Annotated in this window: 16 protein-coding genes; 15 read left to right on the top strand and 1 reads right to left on the bottom strand. The window is 29.9% G+C overall.

Annotated features, from left to right (window positions below; translation table 11 throughout):
• Window positions 1–365 precede the first annotated feature (365 nt).
• From H0I29_RS01635 to fbp, 3 genes are all read left to right on the top strand, one after another.
• Window positions 366–1,955: an FMN-binding glutamate synthase family protein gene (locus H0I29_RS01635; RefSeq protein ID WP_218731128.1), complete on the top strand. Its 1,590-nt coding sequence runs from the start codon at window positions 366–368 to the stop codon at window positions 1,953–1,955.
• A gap of 286 nt (window positions 1,956–2,241) precedes the next feature.
• Window positions 2,242–2,670: a GNAT family N-acetyltransferase gene (locus tag H0I29_RS01630; RefSeq protein WP_218754203.1), complete on the top strand. Its 429-nt coding sequence runs from the start codon at window positions 2,242–2,244 to the stop codon at window positions 2,668–2,670.
• Between the two features lie 856 nt (window positions 2,671–3,526).
• Complete coding sequence (gene fbp, locus H0I29_RS01625) at window positions 3,527–4,531, top strand: class 1 fructose-bisphosphatase (protein ID WP_218731126.1); 1,005 nt, start codon at window positions 3,527–3,529, stop codon at window positions 4,529–4,531.
• Window positions 4,532–5,127: 596 nt separating this feature from the next.
• Here the strand turns inward: fbp and H0I29_RS01620 are convergent.
• Window positions 5,128–8,415: a M60 family peptidase N-terminal accessory domain-containing protein gene (locus tag H0I29_RS01620; protein ID WP_218754202.1), complete on the bottom strand. Its 3,288-nt coding sequence runs from the start codon at window positions 8,413–8,415 to the stop codon at window positions 5,128–5,130.
• Window positions 8,416–8,799: 384 nt separating this feature from the next.
• On the opposite strand from H0I29_RS01620, the gene H0I29_RS01615 reads away from it, so the two are divergent.
• From H0I29_RS01615 to H0I29_RS01560, 12 genes are all read left to right on the top strand, one after another.
• Window positions 8,800–9,363: an RNA polymerase sigma-70 factor gene (locus H0I29_RS01615; protein ID WP_218754201.1), complete on the top strand. Its 564-nt coding sequence runs from the start codon at window positions 8,800–8,802 to the stop codon at window positions 9,361–9,363.
• A 199-nt stretch (window positions 9,364–9,562) separates the two neighbouring features.
• Window positions 9,563–10,708, top strand: coding sequence for a FecR family protein (locus H0I29_RS01610; RefSeq protein WP_218754200.1), 1,146 nt, complete (start codon window positions 9,563–9,565; stop codon window positions 10,706–10,708).
• A gap of 142 nt (window positions 10,709–10,850) precedes the next feature.
• A complete protein-coding gene (locus tag H0I29_RS01605) occupies window positions 10,851–14,138 on the top strand; it encodes a SusC/RagA family TonB-linked outer membrane protein (RefSeq protein WP_218754199.1) in 3,288 nt (1,095 codons plus the stop codon).
• A 16-nt stretch (window positions 14,139–14,154) separates the two neighbouring features.
• Window positions 14,155–15,612 (top strand): RagB/SusD family nutrient uptake outer membrane protein, encoded by a 1,458-nt coding sequence (locus tag H0I29_RS01600; protein WP_218754198.1) that lies wholly within the window; start codon window positions 14,155–14,157, stop codon window positions 15,610–15,612.
• Between the two features lie 19 nt (window positions 15,613–15,631).
• On the top strand, window positions 15,632–16,414 hold the full coding sequence (locus tag H0I29_RS01595) for a DUF4843 domain-containing protein (protein WP_218754197.1): 783 nt from the start codon (window positions 15,632–15,634) through the stop codon (window positions 16,412–16,414).
• A 31-nt stretch (window positions 16,415–16,445) separates the two neighbouring features.
• Window positions 16,446–17,915, top strand: coding sequence for a PKD-like family lipoprotein (locus tag H0I29_RS01590; protein WP_218754196.1), 1,470 nt, complete (start codon window positions 16,446–16,448; stop codon window positions 17,913–17,915).
• Between the two features lie 241 nt (window positions 17,916–18,156).
• Window positions 18,157–19,518 carry a thioredoxin-like domain-containing protein gene (locus tag H0I29_RS01585; RefSeq protein ID WP_218754195.1) on the top strand — a complete coding sequence of 454 codons (1,362 nt, stop codon included), beginning with the start codon at window positions 18,157–18,159 and terminating at the stop codon, window positions 19,516–19,518.
• A gap of 32 nt (window positions 19,519–19,550) precedes the next feature.
• A complete protein-coding gene (locus H0I29_RS01580) occupies window positions 19,551–20,453 on the top strand; it encodes a serine protease (RefSeq protein ID WP_218754194.1) in 903 nt (300 codons plus the stop codon).
• A gap of 203 nt (window positions 20,454–20,656) precedes the next feature.
• Window positions 20,657–21,103: a protein-disulfide reductase DsbD domain-containing protein gene (locus H0I29_RS01575; RefSeq protein ID WP_218754193.1), complete on the top strand. Its 447-nt coding sequence runs from the start codon at window positions 20,657–20,659 to the stop codon at window positions 21,101–21,103.
• 19 nt (window positions 21,104–21,122) lie between these two features.
• Window positions 21,123–23,075 carry a protein-disulfide reductase DsbD gene (locus tag H0I29_RS01570; RefSeq protein ID WP_218754192.1) on the top strand — a complete coding sequence of 651 codons (1,953 nt, stop codon included), beginning with the start codon at window positions 21,123–21,125 and terminating at the stop codon, window positions 23,073–23,075.
• Between the two features lie 958 nt (window positions 23,076–24,033).
• Window positions 24,034–24,213 (top strand): Arm DNA-binding domain-containing protein, encoded by a 180-nt coding sequence (locus H0I29_RS18460; RefSeq protein ID WP_218755170.1) that lies wholly within the window; start codon window positions 24,034–24,036, stop codon window positions 24,211–24,213.
• Between the two features lie 627 nt (window positions 24,214–24,840).
• Window positions 24,841–26,325 (top strand): xylulokinase, encoded by a 1,485-nt coding sequence (locus tag H0I29_RS01560; protein WP_218731113.1) that lies wholly within the window; start codon window positions 24,841–24,843, stop codon window positions 26,323–26,325.
• Window positions 26,326–26,374 lie beyond the last annotated feature (49 nt).

The raw sequence follows: 26,374 nt of genomic DNA, 5'->3' as shown, positions 1-26,374 counted from the left end.
ATTTTTCCTTTTTATTAGAATATAAATATAGTTTTGGTTCGTGTAATAGCGAACCGAATTAATGTAAAGTATTGTTAAAGTTTTTTTTGAATTAGAATAAATGGCATCTAAATTTATAAACTTTTAAATTTTGTCATTCTAAGAAAGGTTATTTTTATTGGTGGAATCAATAGAAACTAATACTTGTTTAGGCATTAGATGTTACTTATTTTTCAGGTTTAATAAAAACTAGATTTATACTCGGTTAACACTGTTTTTTTTAGAGAAATATAATTCATAGATTTACAAATTAATCTTGTGGTTAAATTAGATTCAATTAAAATTATTTCTCAAAGTAAACTTTTTCAACAAAATAAATTTATCTTATGAAAGTTCGTGAATATTTTATAATCATTTCTATTCTTATAACAGCAGCTGTTATTGTTATCGCTCAATTTTGGTTTCCAATTGTTTGGGCTTTCTTATTGATTGGACCGTTAATTATTTTGGGACTTTTTGATGTTTTTCAAACAAAGCATACTATTAGACGTAATTTTCCATTATTAGGTAGGTTTAGATATATTTTGGAGTCTGTAAGACCAGAAATTATGCAGTATTTTGTAGAAACAGATACTGAAGGGAGACCATTAAACCGAATTTTAAGATCTTTAGTTTATAGAAGAGCAAAGGGAGAAAATGATACTGAACCTTTTGGAACTCAGATGGATTTATACCATTCTGGTTATGAATGGTTAGAGCATTCTATGTATGCGAAAAATAATCCAAAAGAAATTGAAGAATTTCCAAGGTTATTAATTGGTGGTAAAGACTGTAAACAACCTTATTCTTCTAGTTTACTTAATATTTCTGCGATGAGTTTTGGTTCTTTAAGTAAAAATGCTGTTTTGGCATTAAATAAAGGAGCAAAAATGGGGAATTTTGCACACAATACTGGTGAGGGAGCTATTAGTCAATACCACTTAGAACATGGAGGAGATTTAATTTGGCAAGTTGGTACTGGATATTTTGGTTGTAGAAATGAAGACGGTACTTTTAATGAAACAACTTTTAAAGAAAATGCCATTAAACCATCGGTTAAAATGATAGAAATTAAACTATCACAAGGTGCTAAACCTGGTCATGGTGGAATTTTACCAGCTTCAAAAAATACAGAAGAAATTGCAAAAATAAGACACGTAAAACCAGGTATTGCGGTGCATTCTCCACCTTCTCATTCTGCTTTTTCTAACCCAATTGAGTTTATGCATTTTATTAAAAGGTTAAGAGAACTTTCTGATGGAAAACCAATTGGTTTTAAATTATGTTTAGGAAGAAAACAAGAGTTTATGGATTTTTGTGAAGCGATGATTTTTACAGGAATACAACCAGATTTTATTACTGTTGATGGTGGAGAAGGAGGAACAGGTGCTGCGCCTGTAGAATTCTCTAATTCAATGGGAATGCCATTGCGTGAAGGTTTAATTTTTGTGCACGATACGCTTGTTGGTTTTGGATTAAGAAAAGATATTAAAGTAATTGTAGCAGGGAAAATCATTTCAGGTTTTCACATGGCTAGAGCAATTTCTTTAGGTGCAGATGGCTGTAATAGTGCTCGTGCAATGATGCTTGCAATTGGTTGTATCCAAGCGCTACAGTGTAATTCTAATACCTGTCCTGTTGGTGTGGCAACTCAAAATAAATCTTTAGTTAAAGGTTTAGTTGTAGAGGATAAAGCGCCAAGAGCAAAAAGATATCACGACGCTACTATTCATAGTTTTTTAGAATTGGTGGCAGCTGCAGGTTTAAATGATCCTAGTGAGTTAACAAGAGATCACATTAGTAAAAGAGTAGGTTTATATAATGTAAAAACTTACGAAGAAATTTATCCTTATTTAAAAGAAGGATGTTTGCTAGATATTAGTACGATTCCTTTAGATTATAAAAAATTCTTTCATCTTACAAGAGTTATGAGTTAGATAAACAAAAGCGTAGTATAAAGGTGATGTTTTCTAATTAGAAAACATCACCTTTTTTTTGTTTAAAAAAGTGAAGAGAATTCTTACACACTAAATTATAGAAACTCTTTTTTTTGTAATTTACCCTGTTTGTCGCTTTAATTTATTTCTATAAGCTAAGTAAAGAGGACTAGAAATAGTGTCTTTTGTAAAAATCTAAATAGATAACTTAGTAGCTAACATTAACGATTTTTTTTATCTAAATTTAGGCTTTGTAAATAAGGAATTAAAATAAAATTTTATTGTGATGAAAATTTATAAGCTAGAAACAGTAAATGACCATATTTTAAAAGCATTTATAAAGTTAATCCCACAACTTAGCACTAGTTGTATTTTACCTAATCAAAAAGATTTGGAAGATATTGTTAGCTCTGGTAATACGATGCTTTTTATAGCCGAAGAAAACAATAATGTTTTAGGGACACTAACACTTGTTTTTAATAAAATACCTACTGGTAATAAAGTTTGGATAGAGGATGTTGTGGTTGATAATGCCGCAAGAGGTAAAGGAGTTGGAGAGAAACTGACTCAATTTGCTATAGAATTTACCGCCAATAAAGGTATTAAGAGTATCAATTTAACATCGAGTCCAGGTAGAATTGCTGCCAATAAATTATATCAGAAATTAGGTTTTATCAAAAGAGAAACAAATGTTTATAGACTAACAATAGAATAGTTTTTTGAGTATCGTTGAGTAGCAATAAGCAAAGAAAGGTTTAACTTGTGTGCTAGAACAATATCCAATCATCATCATCAGAATAGACGCAACTATTTTTAGAATAGCATTTTCTAAACCTTATTTTTTCTACTTACGTGAAAACTTAGAATAGCCTTAAAACGTTGTAGTCATATAGGTTTATACTTCTTTTAAATTGCTAATGTATTTATATTAAAGGAATGTTTATAGTCTTTATGATCTATTTCTATAATTTTAGGATTTACATGCTAAAATAGAACATCTAACTTCCAATGAATTAATGATAAAAAAAAAGAATAACCTGTTAAATGTTTTCAATATTTTAAAGTATCTACTTCTTTTAGGTAGCTTAAAATGGAAATGAAAGGTAGAATTAGATATAAAGTATCTAGTTTGTTTTTATAAGTGTTATTTAAATGAATTAATACTTTTCTTACTTTTATTGTTAAAATATTATCCCAAAAGTAAAATGATATTTTGTAAGTTCCACAATTATAGTAATAGTATCTTCAGTGCTATAATTTAATTTTAACATGATAAAATTTAATAATCAGATGGGGATCTCTTAAAATGATGCTTTTGTAATTTTAATTAAGTGTTGATGTTTATATTAGATACAAAAATACGGATTTTGAATATTTAATTTGGTTAGAGCTATAAATATCTTTGTGAAGTCAATTTTATTAGATATTATAATAATAGGAAAGCTTTCATCAGAAGTAAAAAAAATAATGCTTTTAAAAAATAGCGTTGTTAAAATATCTGAATGAAAAAATGAAAGTGCTTTTGGTACTTCATTCATAATGAAATCAAACTTAACTAAATAAAAATTAAAATGGATAGTAGAAAAAGAACGTTTGGAGAGTTTATTGTTGAAAATCAATCCTCTTTTGCGTATTCAAGCGGAGAATTATCTAGTCTGCTAAATGCAATAAGGTTAGCTGCAAAAACAGTTAATCATAAAGTAAACCAAGCGGGTTTAGTTGATTTATTTGGTAATTCTGGAGACGTAAATATACAAGGTGAGCAGCAACAAAAATTAGATGTCTATGCCAATAATATTTTTATACAAGCTTTAAAGAATAGAGACATTGTTTGTGGAATTGTTTCTGAAGAAGATGATGAGTTTATACCCGTAGAAGGTTTAGATGCACAAAATAATAGCAAATATGTGGTTTTAATGGATCCTTTAGACGGTTCATCTAATATAGACGTAAATGTATCTGTAGGTACAATTTTCTCTATTTATAGAAGAATTACACCAATAGGAACAGCTGTTAAAAAAGAAGATTTTTTACAACCAGGAATTAACCAGGTTGCTGCAGGTTATATAATTTATGGTACCTCTACAATGTTAGTTTTAACAACAGGTAATGGAGTAGATGGTTTTACATTAAACCCGGCAATTGGTTCTTTTTATCTTTCGCATCCTAACATGAAATTTCCTGAAGACGGAAATGTGTATTCTGTAAATGAAGGTAGTTATATCCATTTTCCGCAAGCGGTAAAAAACTACATAAAATTTTGCCAGAGTCATGAAAATGGAAAAGTATATTCTGCTAGGTATATTGGTTCTATGGTTTCAGATTTTCATAGAAATATGATTAAAGGAGGTATTTATATGTATCCAAATAGTACTATAAATGAAGACGGAAAATTAAGATTATTGTATGAGTGTAATCCTATTGCTTTTATTGCGGAACAGGCAGGTGGTAGAGCTATAGATTTTAATGGTACAAGAATTTTAGAATTAAAACCAACAGACATTCACGAAAGAGTTCCTTTTTTCTGCGGAAGTCCAAAAATGGTAGACAAGTTAGAGGTGTTTATGAATGAATAGGTTCTATGTTTAGAAGTCGTTTGTTTTTATAAATTCATTTAAAAAAGGTGTCTTTATCGAAAATTTAATATAACTAGCTTTAAAATTTTAAGAAAATGGAGTTAATTAATTATTGCAATTAATCAACTCCATTTTTTAATTAACCTTAGATAGTGTTGCTCTTATCTTAAAACAGAAAAAACAAAAGTAATTTTATTTGATGGAATTAAATAAGTAAGAATTGCTTTGCAAACAAAATAAATACGACTATTTCAGGAAAGTACAGCTAATTAATATTTGTTTTTAGATATGGATTCATAAATAGTTATCAAGCAGTAAATGCCCTTCTGTTAGAAGAGCAATTATTGCTACTTGATAAATTAAAAAATCAGATAAAGTTCTCACAGTAGGGGAGTCACTTCATTCTTTATTTACAAATATTTTTATAAATAGTTGTAATGTTTAGTGGGGACTGGATTGTGAGTACATATTTGGCCTTAAAATAAAATGAAAAGTCAATTTATACGCATCATCTTTTTTAAGTTTTGAGAAGCACTCTCAATTACAGCAATCCCCATGATGTTTTTTCAGATCCCATTTTTTTGATGATTGTATAGTTATTGAATTATAAACTTTTTTATAATACGAGTGTTAGATAATTTTACCTTAATAAAATACATACCTGAAATCAATTTTGATGTATCGATAAAGGAATCTGGATTCATATATTCAGTTTGAATTAATGCGCCTTTTATATCATAAATTTCCACTTTAGTATTTTCTAAAGGTATCCCACTAATTTTTAAAATATTTTTAGTAGGAACGGGGAATAAAGACATTGTGTTTGTATTCTCTAAATTATTATTATCGATAGAAAGGTTGTTTTCTTTAGAGTAAATTTTTACATCACTAATTGCATTCCAGTCATCAAATTCATTTCCCCTACAAATAATTTTAATATAACGCGCTTTTCTAGAAATAGAATAGGCATCATAATTTTCATCTGTTTTAGTACTGGATAAATTTTGTTTTACTGCTAAATATGTTTGATTGTCTCTAGAAACTTCCACATCGAAATAATTGAATTTTGTAAGTTTATTCTGGAATTTTATTTCTAAATCACAAATATCATAGATAGCTCCTAAATCATATAATAAATATTCTCCATCTCCTTTAGATATCCATGCTGTTTCAGAAAGGTTATCTAAGGTGTTTTGTGCGTTTTCTGTAAAATTACTTGCTTCTATTGAGGTTGCTGTGATTTCAAGACAAGAACTATTGTCTTCTTCAGGTCTACCTCCAGGGAAGTATAAATTTATAATATTCTGTATTTCATCTATAGCAGATTGTCCCTGTGTAGGTCCGTAATAATCCCACCATTTTTTAAAGAATCCAGCAGAATATGATTGTGAGACATGATCATAATAAGTACTGTTTTCAATTTTAGATTCAGAGTAATCTTCTAAACCAAAGCTTCTGAAAGTTTCATTATCTATAGGAACTATGGTTTTATAAAAAGATAATTGATCATAAATTGCGGTAGATTTTTTTAAATCCCTATTTCCAATTTCAATTGCCAGACTATTGAAGTCATCTGGTTGAATTCCCCAAAAATGAATGAGAGGGCGTAAGTCATAACCAGCAGCTTCAGACATTCTTAGTAATCTATCATCAGCAGGTACATTATTTACATTGCTAGAATAGTCTATCGTTCCATTTTCATGACTTTTACTTGTATTAGCATAAAATGTCTCTATCGTTTCCCAATCAAAAAGTCTTACTAAATCGGCGTATTTTGCATGACCTCTTGGTTGGTATGAGAATTCTTGTTGATTTTCAGTTGTTACTGAACTCATTTGATTTCCTACTCTAAAGTTTTCTGTAATCATCCAACTAATGGCGGCTTCTTCAATAGAATGAGATAGACCATAAGCTGCAAAAGAATCTTCGAAAGCTTGATTTAATTCAATACCAAATTTTTTGTTATAAATAGGAACCCATAAGAAATTTACAAAAGATTCTATTTCTCCTCTAAATTTGTATATTTTTTCTGCGTGACCTTGTTCGTGGAAAAATACATTAATAAGATAACCTCTTTCGTCTCTTGGTCCGTTTATTAAGTAATTGTCATGATTTCCCTCATAATTTGTGTATGGATTGTAGGCAACGTTAGACTGCGGGTAGCCTGGGTAATTTGCGCTTCCTCTTGGTGTAACATCTACTTGTGCATAGACTACTGTTTTAGATCTAATAAGTGGTCGTCCTAAAAGTTCAGAAATAGCATCCATAGACATATCCCAATCGTTTAAAGGTGTTTCAGGATCATCAAAGGCATATATCCAAGATGTTGGCACTTGAATCATTATTTTATCAGTTTCAAAATCGGTCCAAGGAGCAGCATGTAATCTTTCTGTATTTTGCCATTCGCTTAAACTTGTTTTGTTAGCTACTGTATTTGCATAATAAGGAGAACGAATTACATTTTCTAGTGTTATATTAACAATGCCAAAACTACTGTGATAGGGGATGTTAATATATATACCCCCTCCCAAAGGGTTTGCTATTGTAGTTGTTGTGCTGTTTATTTCGTATTTTTTTGTTACACGATCCATCCTTTTAATGGTTGATTTATTAGATAAATCCCAAGTTTGAGCTCCTACGAGTATAGAAGCACCTGTACCAACTAATGATGAAGGAACAGTTATTTTAGCAATACTTCCTGGAGCTAAATAACAGCCTGTAGGTCTTCTAGCATCTTCTGTTTCATAATTAGCTTGTGTACCTGGTTTTCTTACATGTTCTCCATTAATTTTAACCGTGTAATTTACTGAAGCATCGGTTGGTTGTGCTGCTGCCCCAGGGAAAAAAGAAGATGTTAAAAAAAGCTTGTTGTTAAATAGATCTGGATAAGCTGTAATATTTGCTTCTGTATATGAGTAATCTAAAACAGATTGCATAATTAAGAGAATTGTATTTTCTAGATCAAAACCAGATGCTGTTCTAGAGAATCCTCCTAAAGTTGTTGTACCTGTTGTAAATAGCGCTCCTTTGTTAGTTTCATACAATTCAATGATTTCTAATGCTGTTTTTATAACATCAAAATTATCTGTAAATAAAGCGTAATCCGTTTTAATGGTATTGCTTATGGATTGAAATCCTGTAGTGGCTAATGTTGATGTACCTAAAATGTGGGTTTTAACTTTGTGAAATTGAGTTAATATCTCAGGATTATCAGAAGAAATAAAATCGGTGACACCAATTAGAAAAGCATCATCATAATTGCTGTAATAATTGGTATTATCATAAGTACCTCGAGAACTTGTGCCGTCCCATGTTTTTATTGAGGGGTTAAAATTACTGGCATATTTCCATTCAATATACATGACGCCATCATGAAAACCAGCAAATTTCCAGTATTTAGGGATCGTCACGACATCTCGTAAATGTGCAAAGGTGTTTTTTGTAACACCATCCCAAGACACAATTTCACTATTAACTGCAGAAGAACTAAAGTATAATGTGCCTTTATCAGCTCCACCTAAAACCCAATTATTAGGGTCTGTAAAAATAGAACTTAATGTACCGTAAGTTGTTCTGGTTTTAGAAGTGTTGTTCCAAATATCTATTTGTCCGTAATTACTAGAAGCTACATCGGTAATTTGATAATAAAAGTTTGAGCCATCAAGAGCCAAAAGTTCCCAACCTTCTGTTTTATTAAAAGTAGCATTGATGGTAATGTTTTCTTTTAAAGTATTGGTTAATTGTTGGTAGGCATCAATTTCACCAAATGTATTAGAAGTACCATTTGATTTTTCGAAAAATAAGTCTTGAGCGAAAATTGATGATGTTGCTATTGCAAAGACATGCAATATTAAGAGTTGTTTAACCCATAGTTTTTTTTGCATAATTAAGTATAGTTAAGGTAGTTGTTTTAAGAAATAAACAACTGATTATAGATAGTCTCAAGCCATACCATAATTTCTTAAAGACAATATTACAATAATTATTGTGTAATTATTAGTTTGTTTTTAACCTAATAGTATGTTATTTTTACAATAAGGTAAAAAACTTGCTTTTTTCTTAACTGTAAATTAATTTTGATAAACTCTTGCAAAATTTTAGATTCCACTAAAGCGATAAAAAATAACTTTATTTTTTGCTCTTTAATGAAAAAGAGGACTGCTAATTGTTGATTTGTGAAAAATTAAATGTTTTGATACTTCTTTTCTTTTTTAGCCTCTTAGGGCTGCTTATTTGATGTATTTTTGCATTAAATCAACTATAAATTCATGTATAATTCTGACGAAGATATAATACAAGGTATTAAAGCTGGAGATAAAAGAGCTTTAACTGTATTGTATAATACTTATTGGAAGGTTCTTTATATTTCTTCATATAATTTATTGAAAGATAAAGAAGTTTGTGAAGAAATTATTCAAGATGTATTTATAGAAGTATGGAATAAACAAAAAAATATAGAGATTAAGGTTTCTTTAAAAAGTTATCTCTATGCTTGTGTAAGATATAAGGTTTTTGCTGAATTTAGAAAGAATAAAATTATAAGAGTTGAATTGTTTGAAGAATTAGATAAGCGTTTTCAATATACAACTCCAGAAACTAAAATGATGCATGATGAGCTCGAGCTACAAGTTAAATTTATTGTTGGAAGTTTACCAGATAAATGTAAAAGAGTATACGAACTGAGTAGAAATGAGCATTTAAGTCATAAAGAAATAGCAGGGGAATTAGGTATTTCTATTAAAACTGTTGAAAACCATATAACAAACGCACTTCGTGTTCTTCGTACTTCTTTAGGGCACACTTTATTTATAGCTATTTTTCTAAATCGTTAAAATTTAAATCTAAATCCGGATTTTATTTTTTTGCATTTTAATCATTAATTCCCTTGTTTTAGTGGGAATAATTCTTCTTTTTTAGTAAATCTTGATATTTTTTTATAAAAATATATAAATAATTGATTTTTTTTTAGGGGGTAGGTGTCTTTTTACACACTTACTAGATATACATAGTTATTTTTTTTAATCATATTTTATGGAAAACAGTCAAAAATACAATGAAGAATTTAAGGAACTTATTGAGAAATATCTTGATTCTAAAATTTCGATTGATGAAGTAAAAAAACTTGTCAACTATTATGAAAGTTTTCAAAAGTCACATGATTGGGTTGAAGAATTAGGTTCTGAAAGTAGGATAAAGAATAAAATGCTTATCAATATTTTAGAATCAATAGAAACACCTATAAAAGTTGTTCCTTTTTATAGAAAAAATATTTTTAGATATGCAGTTGCAGCATCATTAATTACATGTATCAGTTTGGGAAGTTTGTATAAACATATTTTGTTTGGAGATAATAGTATTAATGTTACTCAAAACAATATACAGATTGGTACAAATAAAGCGAAGTTGACACTAGAAGATGGTACAAATATTATTCTTGACGAGAAAACCAATTATCATTCAAACAAGCTTTCTACTAATGGTCAATCGTTATTATATAATAAAACAAAAATAAGTGATGAGAAGGTTGTTTATAATTATTTAACAATTCCTAGAGGAGGTCAGTTTTTTGTTGAATTATCAGATGGTACAAAAGTCTGGCTAAATTCAGAATCTAAATTAAAATACCCTGTAAGTTTTACCAAAGGAAAACCGAGAGCGGTAGAATTGGTATATGGTGAAGCATATTTTGAGGTTTCTAAAAGCATTCTACATAATGGCGATGGTTTTTGTTTAAAAACCAATGAACAACAAATTGCAGTATTAGGTACTGAGTTTAATGTAAAGGCATACAGAAATGAAACAGAGATTTTAACCACCTTAATAGAAGGTAGTGTTTCTGTTAGTAATAGTATTAATAAAAGTATACTAAAGCCTGGTGAGCAATCTAAATTACCTCAGAGTGATAGTGATTTCGAAATTTACCAAGTAGAAATTGAAGATCAAGTTTCTTGGCGTAATGGAGAGTTTAGTTTTACAGATAAATCACTAGAAGAAATAATGAAAGTGCTCGAAAGATGGTATAATGTAGATATTCTTATCTCTAACGAAAAAATGAAAAAGATAGGATTTACTGGTGTTATAAGTAAGAACCAGCCTATAGATTATATATTAGAAATTATTAAAAACACAAACAATATGACTTATACAATCGATAAAAATACTATCGTAATTAAATAAAAAAAACAAGGGATAAAACATAACGTCTCAAGCCAGTAATATCCCTTTATATTGATTCATTAACCAACACACACACAAATTTATGAAAAGAAACATTAACAAACCTCCTTTATTTTTTAAAATAAGGTTCTTAGTACAAATTATGAAAATATTTATTTTTCTTTTTTCGTTGTCACTTTTTAGTTTTTCCTCTAGTAACGGATTTTCTCAAGACGCCAAAATCAACATAAAAAATAATCAAGTTATTTCTGTTGATCAAGTATTCAAACTTATTAAAAATCAAACAGATTATACTTTTATTTATAGAGCAGATTTGTTTGAAAACTACTCAAAAATATCTTTAAATAAAGGAGATATTAATGTAGGTGAACTTTTAAAGTTGACCTTGTCTAGTGGAGAGTTTATATATGAGTTTGCTAAAAATAATACTATTATAGTAAAAAATAATGATGCAGATACTATATTAAAAAAAGGACAAGAGTATATAATTAGTGGGCATGTAACGGACGAAAATAAGATGCCTTTACCTGGTGTAACAGTAATAATTAAAGAAACCAAAAAAGGAGTTACCACAGATTTTAATGGAAAATATTCTATTAAAACAACGGATGGGTTTACGCTTATTTTTAATTATATAGGCTATGAAAAGAAAGAGGTAAAAGTTGACGGAAATAAGGAAATAAACGTACAATTAACTCCAGCTATTAGTGAACTAGATGAGGTGGTAATCACCGGTATAGTAAAAAGAGATAAAAGAAGTTTTACAGGAGCCACAACTACTGTAAGTAGAGAGCGGTTAAAAGTTATTGGAAACTCAAACGTTTTACAAAGTTTAAAAGTGTTAGATCCTTCTTTTATAATTGTTGAAAACAACCTTTTAGGTTCCGATCCTAATATGCTTTCAGACATCGAGGTTCGTGGAAAAACCAGTTTATCTACTAGTGATTTAGGGGATGAGTTTGGGGCTAACCCAAATCAACCTTTATTTATTTTAGATGGTTTTGAAACAACATTAAGAGTTATCACCGATTTAGATATGAATAGAGTGGCATCTATTACAATCTTAAAAGATGCTTCTTCTACAGCATTATATGGGGCAAAAGCAGCCAATGGTGTTATTGTTGTTGAAACATTAAGAGCTACTGGAGGAAAATTGCAAGTAACTTATAATGCTGATTTTAGAGTAGAAATGCCAGATTTAAATGATTATAATTTAATGAATTCTACTCAAAAGTTAGAGTATGAAAAACTATCAGGACTTTGGGATACAGATTCTTATAATGTTACTGGTCAATTTAAATTAGACAAACAATATAATGCAGCTTTAGCTGAAATTAAAAGAGGTGTAGATACTTATTGGTTAAATGAACCAGTAAGAGTAGGAACCACTTTAGGCCATTCTTTATATGCAAGTGGAGGTGGTGAAGCAGTAACATTTGGAGTCGGTTTAAACTATAAGAAATTAGAGGGTGTAATGAAAGGCTCAGATAGAGAAAACTGGGGAGCTAGTTTTAACCTAAGATATAGAAAGGGTAAAATAAATATATCTAATAATTTATATATAAATGGATATGATGCTAATGACTCTCCTTACGGATCGTTTTCAAATTTTGCAAAAGCAAATCCTTATTTTAAAAAAACAGATGAAGATGGAAATATTACAAAATATTTAGATATTAATGATTATTATGGAACTGCTTATGTAAACCCTTTATACAATGCATCTTTAAATTCTTTAGATAATACAAGTAATTTGCAGATTACTAATAATCTACGTGCTGTTTGGACTTTAAATAGCAAATTTAGAATACAGTCAAATTTACAGTTAAATAAAGGTATTACCACGTTAGAAACTTTTTTACAACCGGAACATACTAATTTTAGAAATACGACTATTTTAGAGAGAGGATCATACAGCAATCAACGAACAGATATGTTCAGTTATAAAGTGAATACAATGATATCTTATGCTAATTTATTTAAAGATAAGCATAGTTTTACAGCTAACTTAAGGGGGGAGATTGAGGAAACTGATAACAAAAGAATTAGTTTCTCAGCAATTGGTTATCCTTCTGGAACCAATGGAAATCCTTCTTTTGCTTATAGTTACCCAGATTCTAAACCCAATGCGGTATATAGTAACTATAGAAGAGTTAATGTATTAGGGAGTGTTAATTACGACTTTGATAGAATATTACTTTTTGATGGAACTTATCGTTTAGATGGATCAACCATTTTTGGCTCTAATGAAAGATATTCTCCTTTCTGGGCTGTTGGTGCAGGTGTTAATTTAAATAACGCATTTAATATGGATTCAAATAAAGTTTCACAACTTAAGTTAAGAGGAAATATTGGATCTACAGGAAATCAAGGTTTTGGAAATTTATCTTCAGTTTCTATTTACGGATTTACACAAGACGTAAATGTTTTTGGACAAGGAACATATTTATCAACTTTAGCGAACCCTAATTTACAATGGCAAAATACTTTACAAACAAGTATTGGAGTAGATGGCGCTTTCTTTAATAATAGATTGTTTACTACTTTAAATGTATATAATAAGAAAACAGATCCATTAATTGTACGTATAGATCTTCCTTCTTCAACAGGTATCGTTAAATATCCTATAAATACAGGATATATGAATACAAAGGGACTTGAAGCTATTGTAAGATTTTCTCCAATTTATAAAATTGACGAGCAAATAATTTGGACACTGGGAGCTACTGCAAGTGCTGTTAAAAGTGAATATAATGGTTTTAATTCAACCTTAGAATCTTTAAATGATGAGGCGTTAGTAAGTAAGTCTTTACTTAGGTATCGTGATGGTTATAGTCCTGATGATTTATGGACTGTACAATCTTTAGGAATAGATCCTACAAATGGTTTAGAAGTGTTTTTAACTAAAGATGGTATGCCTACTTATGAATACAATTCTGATGATGAAAAAGTAATGGGTAATGCAAGACCAACTATGGAGGGTGTTATTAGTAGCAACCTGAGAATAAAAAACTTCACTTTTGGTGTAAATCTACGTTACCGTTTTGGAGGCGATGTAATGAATACGGCTTTATTTAATAAAGTAGAAAACATTTCAGAATCTAGTAGAATATACAACCAAGACGTTAGGGCTTTAACCGATAGATGGATTAATCCAGGTGATGTTTCTAGATTTAAATCCATTGCAGATTTTAGTTCAACACAACTTTCTTCACGTTTTATTCAAGAAGAAAATGTAATTGTAGGAGAATCTATAAACTTTGGATACGAATTTAAAGACCAACCATGGGTAAGCCAAATGGGCTTAAGCAGATTAAGATTAAATGCTTATATGAATGAAATATTTCGTGTTTCTTCTGTGAAAACTGAAAGAGGAATTAATTACCCTTTTGCACGTGCTATTTCGTTTAGTTTAAACGCCTCTTTTTAATATAAAAATGATGATAATGAAAAAATACTTAAAAAATATCATAGGAATCTCTGCTTTTATTTTAATGGTTTCTTGTAACGATTATTTAGATGTTCAACCTGTTGATGAATACTTAGAAGAAAATGTTTTTACCTCAGAAAATGGTATACAAACTGCTCTAAACGGTATTTACTCTAATATGACAAGTAGTAATACTTATGGTGGCAATTTAACATTAGGTACTGTAGATCTTTTAGCGCAACGCTATAATGTTAATAATGTTAGCCATAGATATCACTATTATGGAAATTACAACTATGAAAATGCAGGTGTTAAAAATACCTTTGATAATATATGGACCAGCTTATATAGCAATATATTAAACATTAATAATTTTATAGGAAGTTTAGAAACATATGGCGCTATAATTTCTCAAGAAAAAGAGGATATTTTAAAAGGAGAAGCTATGGGGTTAAGAGCCATGCATCATTTTGATTTATTAAGACTGTACGGTCCTGTATATAGTGCTAATGCATCTGCAGAAGCGATTCCTTATAATACAGAAGCTAAAGCTAATTTAAATGCTTTATTGCCAGCAACAGATGTAATTGCTAAAATTTTAGCAGATTTGGATGTGGCCGAACAATTATTGGAAAATGATCCTGTAAGAACCTATGGAAAAGTAGCAGTAAATCAAGAGTACGATGATGCTACAGGTTATAATGGTGAAGATTTTTATAGATTCAGAAATCTAAGATTAAACTATTATGCTATCAAAGCTTTACAAGCGAGGGTGCATTTATATGCAGGAAATAAAGAAGCGGCCTTAATAGCGTCTAAAGTAGTCATTGATGAGGCTTCAACATGGTTTGAGTGGACAAGTCCTTCAGAAATAATTTCGGCAGGTGAAAATCCAGATCGTACATTTTCATCAGAAGTACTATTTGCCATTCACAATAATAACCTATATAATCAACATGCTAATTTATTTGATAGTTATTTAAATGGTTATGCAATTCTAGCAAGCGAAGACTCTCGTTTAAACACTGTTTTTGAGGGGAATCAAAATGACTACCGTTATATTTATACATGGATGATACCTGATGTTGGTGATCATTCTTTTAGAACGTTTTTTAAATATGCAGATGTAGATAGCAATAGTAAAGCGTTTCGTTATAGACAACCATTAATTAGAATTAGTGAAATGTATTATATCGCAGCCGAAACAGAAGAAGATCCAGCAGTTGCTATAGATTATTTAAATACGGTACGCTATAATAGAGGTTTAGTAGACTTACCTTTAAGCGCAGATATCCAAAGTGAAATTCTAAAAGAATATCAAAAAGAATTTTACGGAGAGGGGCAATTATTCTTTTATTATAAAAGAAAGAATGCTTTAAGTATTCCTGATGGTTCTTCTACTACAGGAGATGTAATTATGGATACAAATAAATATGTGGTTCCGTTACCAGAATCAGAAACAGATTATCGTTAATAATAAAATTTTATTTTTTATGAAAAAATATATAAAAACAATAATTACGCTATGTGTTATAGCGTTCGCTTTTTCAGCTTGTGAAAAAGAAGAAATTGCAACCTTTAATGGTAAAGATGTTATTTATTTTCAGTGGGCCATAGATGGAAAAGAATTTGCATCCCAAAAAATAGATAGTACGGCTATTAGTTTTGCTTTAGAGTTGCCAACAGAAGTAACCGATTCTTTAATATTAGTTCCTGTAAAAATTCAAGGATATGTTAGTTCTAAAGATAGGTCTGTAACGGTGAAAGTTTTAGATGAGTCTACCGCTCAAAAAGATATTCATTATACAATTTCAGATAATATTATGATACCTGCAAATGAATATATTGGCTACATACCTGTCTCTTTTAATAGAACTGAAGATATGAAAGTAGAAGAGGTGTCTTTAAAAATTCAATTGTTAGAAAATGAGAGTTTTAAAGTGAACTTGTGGGGAGAAGAATTAAGTGATAATAATCCTAATCGAATTTTAAGCTATTCAGAATTTGAAATAACAATTTCAGATATGTTAACGGAGCCAGATAGATGGTCTGTATTAGAAAAATATTTAGGTGCATTTTCTGTGAAAAAATATTATTTGATTGCAGAAGTTAACGAAATTCCATTACCAAATTATAATGTTTTAACGTCGAGCTTTTGGCCAGACTTTTATGGTCATGTAGCTGTATTAAAAGCTTATTTAGAAGCTCAAAAAAATGCAGGGACTCCTGTTTTAGAAGAGGATGGTACAGAAATGGTTTTAGGACCTAATGCCTAATTAATTATTATTTAATTTAAATACATATAAAATGTTTAAAAAAATAAAAATACAACTTGTTTTAGTGCTTTTCACTTGCACGTTGATATGTTCTTGTCTTGAAGATCAGGGTAATTACAATTATACAGGAATAAATCAAATAGAAGTCGCAGGTTTAGAAGAAATATATTCTGTAGTTAGGTTTGATGAATTTAATATTGTTCCTGAATTAGTGAGCTCTCAAGATCAAAATGAAGAGAATACATATAGTTATAAATGGCAGGCATATCAGCCTGCAGATACAGGAGAAAATAGACTAGTAGATTTATCTTTTGAAAAAGATTTAAAAACCACTATTAATCTAATACCAGGAGATTATACTATTTATTATACTGTTAAAGATCTAAATACAGAGGTAGAATTTCAACATAGTTTTCAACTAAACGTAGTAAATAATATTTACGAAGGCTGGTTAGTTTTAAGTGATGTAAATGGCGTTGGTAGATTAGATATGGTGTCTTTAATTGAAAACGAGTATAGAACAGCGTATGATATTCTTAATGTTGTTGGTTCTGAATTAACATTGACAGGTACTCCAAAATTTGTTTATACCTACCCGTTTGAATCTAATTTTTATGGTATTTATGTTTCAACTACAGGTAATGGTACTGTTAAATTAGAGCCTAATACATTTACATGGAATAGCTCTTTTAATATCTCCGAAGAGTTTGTAACAAATCAACCAGAAGATTTAGAAGTTGATAATATAGTTGCTAAAGCAAGTCAAATGTCATATGCCGTTAAGGATGGTAATGTATATTACTATTTTAGTGTCTTTAGTTATAAATATAGTGCGCCTATAAACTCTATTAATGGTGTTTTATTTGAAGCTTCACCTTTTATAGGAAAAGGAACTTATTTTGGAAATTCAATTTTATACGATAACACCAACAAGCGTTTTATTAGAACAAACTTTGGTAGCTCAAGAGTCATGCCAACGGGTACACGTTTTAATTATACTACCGGTAAAGATTTGGAATATATGGTAGGTAATAATTTTAATAGTAGTGCTGGTGCTCAAATTTTTGCAGTGTTAAAAGACCCTATTGACAGCAAAAAATATTTAGCTTTATTTAATGCAACTAATAGTTCTCAGTCTTATTATGCTGAAGTGGTAGCGCCAGATTTTGACCAAGCAACAAGCTATGCTGTGAGTCCAAACTATGGGTATTTATTTTATGCTGTAGGAGGAAAAGTATATCAGTATGATTATTCTTTAAAAACTACAAAATTAATGGTAGATAAAGGTTCCGATGAAATCACAATGATAAAATTTAATGATTTTTTCTATTCTAATAGCGATTATGATGAATTAGGATTTCAATTAATTGTTTGTAGTTATGATGGCTCAGAAGGGACTATGGAATTATATGATGTACCACCTGTAAATGGTCAAATAGAATTAAAAACGTCATACTCTGGATTTGGCAAAATTAAAAGTGTTGCATACAGAGAACGTTAATAAGTTTTAAAAAGGGTTGTGTTACTATCAGCCCTTTTTTTATAACACCTAATGATATTAATAAAACAGCAGTGTAGTACGTTGTTAAAGACTAAAATTCTGTTGATTCTTTTTAAGTAATAACATTAAAAGTATATCTATAAAAATATTATAGGTATAGCTTTTTACACCTATTTGTTTTTCAATGTTTTCAAATAATTTTCTACAAATAGCAATAAAAAAACTTATAATAAAAACGCACATGAATAAAGTATTATTTATATTGATAATGGCTTTTGGCCTTACGTCTTGCTCAAAAAAAACTAAATTAGATTATGTTTTATTAACGGGTAAAATAGACAATCTTAAAGATAAAGAAATAACCCTATTAAAAACGAATCGTTCCTACACCAAAAAGATAGTTGTAACTTCTGATGGTACTTTTAAAGATACGATGAAAATAAAGTCAGGTTTTTATAGATTAATTTCTGGTAAAAATAAAGTAGTTTTTTATTTAGAAAATGGGTATGACCTTAATATTAAAGCAGATGCAGATAATTTTAAATCATCTCTTAATGTTTCAGGAAAAGGTGCTGGCGCTACAAAATATCTAGCTATTAAGGGAGATATTTCTTCAAATTTAAGAACAGGAGAAACTTCTTTTTTTAAACTAAAAGAGACGAAATTTTTAACTACTGCAAAGAAAATTAAAACAACGCTCCATCAGGTTTTAGATACCATGCAAGGGGTGTCAGAAAACTTCAAGGCTTTAGAAAATAGAAATATTAATTACTCTTATGTATATCAATTATCACATTTTAAAAAATTTAATAAAATTAATGATGAAGTTTCACAAGAACTGAAAAAAGAGTTACAAAAAATAGATTTTAATAGTGAAGAAGATTATAGGTTTTCAGGGGCTTACTATACATTAATTGGTGATTATTACACAGGTCAAGTTAAAGAATTAGTTAAAACAGATTCTATAGATCGTGGCTTAGCTTCAATAAAAACGTATTCTAAAATTTCAAATCAAACCATTAAAAATGAGTTGATATATATTCAAGCACGTATGTCTATTGCACAGACGGAAAGTTTAGATGTATTTTATGAAACATACATGAGTGCTTCTACAGACGAAAAAAACAATGCCAAAATTTCTGAAATCTATCATAGCCTTAAAAAGGTTTCTGAATACAAGTTTTCTCCAAAATTTATTGATTATGAAAATTATGCTGGAGGAACTAGTTCTTTAGATGATTTTAAAGGGAAATATGTTTATATAGATATTTGGGCAACTTGGTGTGGTCCGTGTTTAGGACAAATACCATATTTAAAAAAATTAGAAAAAAAATATCATAATAAAAACATCGAATTTTTAAGTATTTCCATAGATCAAAAAAAGAATTATGATAAGTGGAGAACTATGATTAAGGAAAAAGAACTTGGAGGAGTTCAATTATTAGCTGATAATAATTTTAATTCACAGTTTATAAAGGATTATGCAATTAGTGGTATTCCAAGATTTATCTTATTAGGTCCCCAAGGTAAAATTATTGATGCAAATGCACCAAGACCATCAGATGAGAAGTTAATCAAGTTATTTAATGAACTTGATCTATAATTATTACAGCTCCTAAAATAAAGATATAAATTATGAGAATTAGTTATTTAACAGGTGCTTTAATGGCACTAGCCTTGGTTAGTTGTGGATCGATTAATAATATACATGATGATTTCCATTTGAATAGTAATACCGTTAAGGTTACTAAACCAGAAAACAGTTCGGTGTTCCTTAATAACGCAATGGAAAAAGCAAAGGAACTATTAAGTGAAAATGCATACACGCCCTTTGAGGTTTTACAAAAACAAAAGGAAAATAAAACTGAAGTGAAATTTAAAGTGTCTATGTATAAAAGTGGTGATTCTAAAATAAAAACAGGAAACGAAATATATAATTATTTAAAGGAGCGTACTTTATATATAGGAGATTCTTTTTTATGTACGAGATGTCCCAATATGCATTTAAGTAATGCGTCGGGGTTTGTTATAAACGAAGATGGTATAATCGTTACAAATTATCATGTAATTGATGTGAAAGGAAATTTAAAATCATCTGCTATTTTCGCAATTGATGATAAAGGTAATGTGTATTCTGTTGCTGAGGTTTTGTCTGCTAGTAAATTAAATGACATAGCTGTTCTGCAGTTAGATATGCAAGGAAAGAAACTAAAACCTTTGGAGTTGGCAGAAAAAGAATTAATAGGAGAAGATGTGTTTATGATGGGACATCCTTTTGAAAAAACTTTTTTTATGTCTAAAGGTATAGTGGCTAGAGAATATCTTAATGGTCGTACAAACATGCCTAAAATATCTATAACTGCAGATTTTGGTACAGGTGCAAGTGGAGGGCCTGTAGTTAATAGTTACGGACAATTAATAGGTGTTGTAAGTGCTACTTCTTCTCATTATACAATGGGGTCTAAAACAAATCGAGACATACAAATGGTTATAAAAGAAGTGGTACCAGTTAGTGTCTTAAATAACTACATTAATTAAAGGTCTTTTAATACTTAATTATAAAACGTATCAGCCTTTTATTTGGTATTTACGTCTTTGTCTTAAGGTTATATTAATCTCTTTCTATTATTATTTATCTAGAAATTATTTGAGTTAATTAGTCGGTAAACTAATACAAATAGAGATTAACAAAGGGTTGTTAAATAAATAACAACCCTTTAATAAAATATAAATTTAGAAATATGAAAAAACTTACATTATTACTAACGTTATTAGTTTTTGCTATTGGTAACGCTCAGATTTTAGAACCTCTAACATGGTCTACATCTGTAAATAAAATATCAGATAAAGAATATGAATTAGTAGCCGAAGCAGACATAGAAACGAACTGGCATTTATATTCACAATATGTACCTAAAGAAGGGCCAATACCTACTACGTTTTCATTTAAAAGTAGTCCCAATTATTTAAAAAAAGGAAATACAAAGGAAGCGATAGGAGAAACTATAAATGATCCTGTTTTTAATATGGAAATTAAATTTTTTGAAACCAAAGCTTTATTTAAGCAACGCATTTTAATAAAAGAAAAAATGCCATTTAGTGTCTATGCCACTGTAGAGTTTATGGTTTGTGACGATACTAGGTGTTTGCCTCCAAGTGAAGAAGGTTTAATTTTTAATATCAAATAGTTTAAGATAGATTTTATAAATGAAAAAACTAATTTTTTTATACGTTTTATTAACTTTTACCATAGGTTATTCGCAAATTTTAGATCCCGTAACATGGAGTACTTCTGTTGAAAAAACATCAGATACCGAGTATATTTTAGTGTCAAAAGCGACCATAGAAGAGGGGTGGCATTTATATGCTCAAACAGTTCCAGAAGATGGTCCCATACCTACCACATTTATTTATGATGATAGTGAAGGGGCTTTTAAAATTTTAGGAAATACTTCTGAAGAAGTAGGGCACACTGTAGACGATCCTGTGTTTGGTATGACGATTAAATTCTTCGAAAAAACAGCAACGTTCAAACAAAAAATTACGGTTGAAAAAGAAGTTGCGACTATTGATGGTTTTGTGGAGTTTATGGTGTGTGATGATACTCGATGTTTATCGCCTACAGAGGTTGAGTTAACATTCAGTCTTCGAGGTATGTCCGAGAAAGAGGCACAGGTTATTTCATATAAATCTCTATCAAAAAACATCCCCGAAGAATCAGGACAAGGGTTGTGGGGTATATTTTTTATAGCCTTTTTATCAGGTTTAGCAGCTTTGTTAACACCATGTGTGTTTCCTATGATTCCGATGACAGTTAGTTTTTTTACTAAACAAAGTAAAACCAAAGCAGCAGGTATAAAAAATGCGGTTACTTATGGTATTTGTATCATTGTTATCTATTTGTTATTAGGTATCGCTGTAACTGGAATTTTTGGTGCAGATGCGTTAAATGCGCTAGCTACTAATGTTTGGTTTAATATTTTTTTCTTTTTATTATTGGTCATTTTTGCAGTGTCTTTTTTAGGAGCATTCGAAATTATGTTACCAAATTCATGGGCTAATAAAGTCGATTCACAAGCTGATCGGGGAGGCTTTATTGGTATTTTCTTTATGGCATTGGCTTTAGCTATTGTATCATTTTCTTGTACAGGTCCCATTGTTGGAACTTTATTAGTTGAAGCAGCTTCTAAAGGTGGGGTAGCGCCAGTGGTAGGTATGTTTGGGTTTTCATTAGCTATTGCCTTACCCTTTGCCCTTTTTGCTGCTTTTCCGGGTTGGTTAAATTCTTTGCCCAAATCAGGAGGTTGGTTAAACACTGTTAAAGTTTTTCTAGGTTTTTTAGAATTAGCATTAGCTTTCAAGTTTTTATCACAGGCCGATTTAGTTTTACAAGCTCATTTACTAGAACGTGAAGTGTTTTTAGCTATTTGGATTACAATTTTTGGAACTTTAGCATTTTATTTATTCGGAAAAATACAACTGCCACATGATTCACCATTACCTCATATTTCCATAGGGAGATTAAGTTTAGGGTTAGTTGTTTTATCATTTACTATTTATATGATACCTGGACTTTGGGGAGCTCCATTAAATTTAATAAGTGCTTTCCCTCCACCACTAGAATATAGTGAGTCGTCATACGGTGTTGGGTATTCTAGAATGGGGACATCTTCAGTTTTAAGTGTTAATGAAGGTTTACCAGATGGTGCACATTTATTAGCTCCTCATGATATTTTAGCCTTTAATGATTATGATAAAGGTTTAGCTTACGCTAAAAAAATAGGCAAACCTGTTATGATAGATTTTACAGGTTGGGCATGTGTAAATTGTCGAAAAATGGAACAAAACGTTTGGCCAAACCCAAAAGTTTTAAACATTCTTAAAAATGAGGTCGTTTTAATCTCATTATATGTAGATGATAAGCGCCCATTAGAAGCAAATGAAGTTACGGAGTCTAAACTAAAACCAGGTAAACAGTTAAAGTATATTGGTCAGAAATGGAGTGAATTACAAACCATTAGGTATAAAGCCAATTCACAGCCGTTTTATGTATTGATGGATCACAACGAAGAAAATTTATTACCTCCTGTTGGTTATATGTCTAATCCAGAAGATTATCATTCATGGCTTCAGACGGGAATTGAAAGCTTTGATAAATAATTTGGACAGTAGGTTAAAGCTAACAATAAATCAGATACAGTTTAAATATTGTATTACAAGTTTCTTATTTATAGTTAAAATATCTTCATAGAGGTCATAGTCTTCTTCATTGAGCCATTTTTTAAATCGTTCAATTCTATTTTTAAAATTTTGATATGAAATCCTATTTAGAACCTTGGATTTGGTGTCTAATGCTAAGTCTAAGTCAAAAGAAGTGTTAATGGGGTAGAGGATCGGTGTTTCTTGTACAGCCTTTTTTTCAAGATACACTGGAGTTTCCTTTTGTGTTGGTGTATTGTTGACTTCGCTTTTTTCAGGAGAAAGATGATTTTCGATAAATTCAGCTAAAGAACTATTATCTTCATAAGGATTGAAGCCTTTTGATAAAACATATTGTAAACTTTCTTTTAATTGAGTTAAGATGTGTATTCTACTTCTTTTATCCTTATAAAGGTTGACTCCAGCTTTTATATTAGTCTGCCTTTTTAGTTTTCCTGTAATTGGATCTCTAATTGAATAATAGACATACCAACTTTTGGATAATGCTTCTTTTTTATCTTTTTTTGACAGTTTAGACCAAGCTCCAATATCAGCTCCTCCAGTGAATATTTTTTGGCTCTGAATAATTCAATTTCATAGTGCAATCGTGTACTTTATCGTGTACTCTTTGTAAAAGTAAGAAAAATGTAGACATAAAAAAACGAATTATGAGACACAATTCGTTGATTTAATTAACATTAAGTTTGTAGCGAGAACGGGATTTGAACCCGTGACCTCAGGGTTATGAATTCTAAAAAATAGATATCAAAATAAATTAAATGTATTGGTAATTAATTGTTTATTAGTGTTTTAGTTTTTTCTGATATTAAATGGTTTCATATAATATCAGCAAATGTTGTACCTATGTTGTACCTGAATTTTGTGTCTTTAGTTTAATAAATTTAACAAAGAGTTTTCAATTAAAGCAGTTTTAATAAAAAAAGTAAATTCTCAAAAATTATATCCTATTCCACTCAGGATTATAAAGGATAGAAAAGCTACTTTTATTTTTATTGGTCAATATATAAAACAAATTGACAGGGATAATAAAAATTGTGCTGTTAAAAAGTCTCACCCTGATTTTTTATATAGCAATTAACTTATTTTAAATAAAAAGTCTGAGGCCAATAAAAAATTAATTGATGCTGAGATAGAATTAAACTATCAGTAGGTAACAGCAATAAAAAGTAAAGTTTTAAATTAAAAAAACGAAAACTTTTTTTAATAGCTAACTATTATTTGAATCAACTAAAAAATAGAAAACAATTTCATCAGGTAGATATCGAAAAATAGCGCATTCTCAAAATGGTATACATAAGGTCATGTCGTAATTAAGTCGCTGTTTTTGGTTTTATTCAAATTCAAAAGAATAACTAAAAGATATTCTAGATTTATTAAAGAAAAAGCAAAAAGTATTTTTTATTGAAAGGAATGAAATAAAAGAGCAAAGCAAATAAAATCTAAAAAAAAACTGAATTATAAAGATTGTAAACTTTATATAAATAATAGTTTTAGTTTTTCTAATTTTTTAATCTACTTACTGTCTTTTGTAATTGGTAATCTAAAATTTCTCTTTATTAATAGGGTAATTTGCTTATTCTATAATACATCATGCACGTTTTTTGTTATTGCTTTAATGGGTTTAAAAGTAATTTTATTACTCGATAAAAGGCTTAAGAATTATAAACGGTATTAGGCCATTTTTTTTAACTTAAAACAATAAGGTTTGTATTATTTAGGATTAGATATTGGGAGTTCTTCTATAAAAGCGGCTTTGGTAGAAGTAGAAACGGGAAAGAGTTTAGGAGTTGTACAAGAACCTAAAGAAGAAATGGGGATGTTTGCTCAAAAAAATGGTTGGGCAGAACAAAAACCAAACGACTGGTGGATGCATATTTGCAATGCAATTACAAAGCTAAAAAAAGAATACAATATAAGTAGAACTCAAATTAAAGGGATTGGTATTTCGTATCAAATGCACGGTTTGGTTTTAGTAGATAAAAAAGGAAATCCACTTCGTAAAAGTATTATTTGGTGCGATAGTAGAGCCGTTGCAATAGGAAACAATGCTTTTAATAAGATTGGCGAAGAAAAATGTGCTTCACATTTATTAAACTCACCAGCAAATTTTACCGCATCTAAATTAAAATGGGTACAAGAAAATGAACCAGATATCTACAGTCAGATTCATAAATTTATGTTGCCTGGAGATTATGTAGCTTATAAATTTTCAAACAAAATAAATACCACTATTTCTGGTTTATCAGAAGGTATTTTTTGGGATTTCAAAGAAAACACAATTGCAGATTTTCTTTTAACACATTATGGTATCAATAAAAATTTGGTACCAGATATCGTAGACACCTTTGGTATTCAATCTTTAGTAGATGAAAAAGGAGAAGCAGAAAGCGGAATCGCTGCTGGGACTCCAATTTTTTATAGAGCAGGAGATCAACCAAATAATGCATTGTCATTAAATGTATTTAATCCAGGCGAAGTTGCTGCAACAGGTGGTACATCTGGTGTTGTATATGCAGTTACAGAAAGTTTATCAGGAAAAGAAAGCACTCGTGTAAATAATTTTGCACACGTAAATTATACAAAATCCAATCCAATAATCGGGAAACTTTTAAATATCAACGGAGCCGGAATTCAGTACCGTTGGCTGTTAAATAATCTAGCTGTAGACTCTTATGAAGAGATGAATATTTTAGCATCAGAAATTCCTGTAGGTTCAGATGGCGTTTGCTTAATTCCTTTTGGTAACGGAGCAGAGCGTATGCTAAACAATAAAGAAATTGGTACCCGAATTGTAAATATGAACCTAAATAACCATCACAAAGGGCATATGTGTAGAGCTGCCTTAGAAGGTATTGCTTTTTCATTTGTGTACGGTATGGAAATCATGAAATCAGACGGAATTAAGCCTAGCGTTATTAGAGCAGGAAACGACAATTTATTCCGTTCAGAAATATTTGCAAACACGGTAGCAACCTTAATAGAGCAAGAAATTGAAATCTATAATACAACCGGAGCTATTGGTGCGGCAAGAGCAGCAAATTTACACAAAGGCGATTTCGAAGCTTTCGGAAAAGTAATTATGGACAATGACCATGTTATGACTTTTATGCCTTTTAAAGACCAAAAGCCTTATTTAGAGGCTTATAACAACTGGAAAAAAGAATTAGAACTTGTTTTAAAAAATCAATAAAATAATAAAATTTAGGGCGTTCCCTAAAAAGGTCGGGCTTTACATTATA

It is taken from the genome of Polaribacter sp. R2A056_3_33, from assembly GCF_019278485.1.
Classification (GTDB): domain Bacteria; phylum Bacteroidota; class Bacteroidia; order Flavobacteriales; family Flavobacteriaceae; genus Polaribacter.
The sequence above is the reverse complement of the archived record's forward strand: the minus strand, read 5'-3'. Positions and strand labels throughout refer to the sequence as shown.

Coding starts and splice junctions, on each gene's coding strand:
- H0I29_RS01635 (WP_218731128.1), top strand. CDS start 366: ATGAAAGTTCGTGAATATTTTATAATCATTTCTATTCTTATAACAGCA.
- H0I29_RS01630 (WP_218754203.1), top strand. CDS start 2,242: ATGAAAATTTATAAGCTAGAAACAGTAAATGACCATATTTTAAAAGCA.
- fbp (WP_218731126.1), top strand. CDS start 3,527: ATGGATAGTAGAAAAAGAACGTTTGGAGAGTTTATTGTTGAAAATCAA.
- H0I29_RS01620 (WP_218754202.1), bottom strand. CDS start 8,415: ATGCAAAAAAAACTATGGGTTAAACAACTCTTAATATTGCATGTCTTT.
- H0I29_RS01615 (WP_218754201.1), top strand. CDS start 8,800: ATGTATAATTCTGACGAAGATATAATACAAGGTATTAAAGCTGGAGAT.
- H0I29_RS01610 (WP_218754200.1), top strand. CDS start 9,563: ATGGAAAACAGTCAAAAATACAATGAAGAATTTAAGGAACTTATTGAG.
- H0I29_RS01605 (WP_218754199.1), top strand. CDS start 10,851: ATGAAAATATTTATTTTTCTTTTTTCGTTGTCACTTTTTAGTTTTTCC.
- H0I29_RS01600 (WP_218754198.1), top strand. CDS start 14,155: ATGAAAAAATACTTAAAAAATATCATAGGAATCTCTGCTTTTATTTTA.
- H0I29_RS01595 (WP_218754197.1), top strand. CDS start 15,632: ATGAAAAAATATATAAAAACAATAATTACGCTATGTGTTATAGCGTTC.
- H0I29_RS01590 (WP_218754196.1), top strand. CDS start 16,446: ATGTTTAAAAAAATAAAAATACAACTTGTTTTAGTGCTTTTCACTTGC.
- H0I29_RS01585 (WP_218754195.1), top strand. CDS start 18,157: ATGAATAAAGTATTATTTATATTGATAATGGCTTTTGGCCTTACGTCT.
- H0I29_RS01580 (WP_218754194.1), top strand. CDS start 19,551: ATGAGAATTAGTTATTTAACAGGTGCTTTAATGGCACTAGCCTTGGTT.
- H0I29_RS01575 (WP_218754193.1), top strand. CDS start 20,657: ATGAAAAAACTTACATTATTACTAACGTTATTAGTTTTTGCTATTGGT.
- H0I29_RS01570 (WP_218754192.1), top strand. CDS start 21,123: ATGAAAAAACTAATTTTTTTATACGTTTTATTAACTTTTACCATAGGT.